1 protein-coding gene is annotated in these 627 nt (G+C 53.9%); it reads right to left on the bottom strand.

What is annotated here, in order from left to right:
- Window positions 1-627, bottom strand: a 627-nt coding sequence (locus IAG03_RS14115; RefSeq protein WP_249320752.1) for a hypothetical protein, incomplete at both ends; no start/stop codon positions are given.

Here is a 627-nt window from a genome sequence, read left to right as displayed (position 1 = left end):
TTGTAGGTTCCGTTTAATACCGCGTCAACATCTTTTTCAAATTGTTTTTGAAAATCCGGGCTGTTCAAACTGAATTTCTTCCTGCCGGACACTTCCCCAGCATTGACCCCCTCCATCTCCTCCAGCGCGCGGTATGCCGTGTCGCGGATTTGTTCCAGAAGATCGAGGTTTTTCTGAATTTTTGCAGCCTCCGGCAGCCGCCCGGATACGCGCTGCACGGTTTCTTTCAGCGCCTGTATAAACTCATCAAACCACTGTGCAAGCTTTTGCATGGTGGTTTTGTGTTCCTGGGCGAAGGTGCGCACAGCTGTCTCGTCAGAAAACACCGTCCCCACACTGTTTGCGACGATTTCCTCCACCGCATCCGCGCGGGAAAGCGTCTCGCCGCGGGCCTTATGCATCCGCTGAATTTCCCGGATTCGGCGCTCAAGGTCAAATTCGGAATCTGTTTTTTCAAGCTCCGAAAGCACAAAATCCCGCAGCTCCGCGTACCGGGCCGGACTCCACCGCCGCATCTTGTGCGTCAGCTCATGTCCCGCCCAGTATAAATACGCGCCGTCTTTTGCGTCCAGCGCAACGACAATTTCTCCGGTCGTGCGGTTATAATACGCGTTTGTTTTTCCGCCG

This window comes from Yeguia hominis, from assembly GCF_014384705.1.
In the GTDB taxonomy this organism is placed as follows: domain Bacteria; phylum Bacillota; class Clostridia; order Oscillospirales; family Acutalibacteraceae; genus Yeguia; species Yeguia hominis.
Note: the sequence above shows the minus strand (reverse complement) of the source record. Positions and strands in the feature narration are given on the sequence as shown.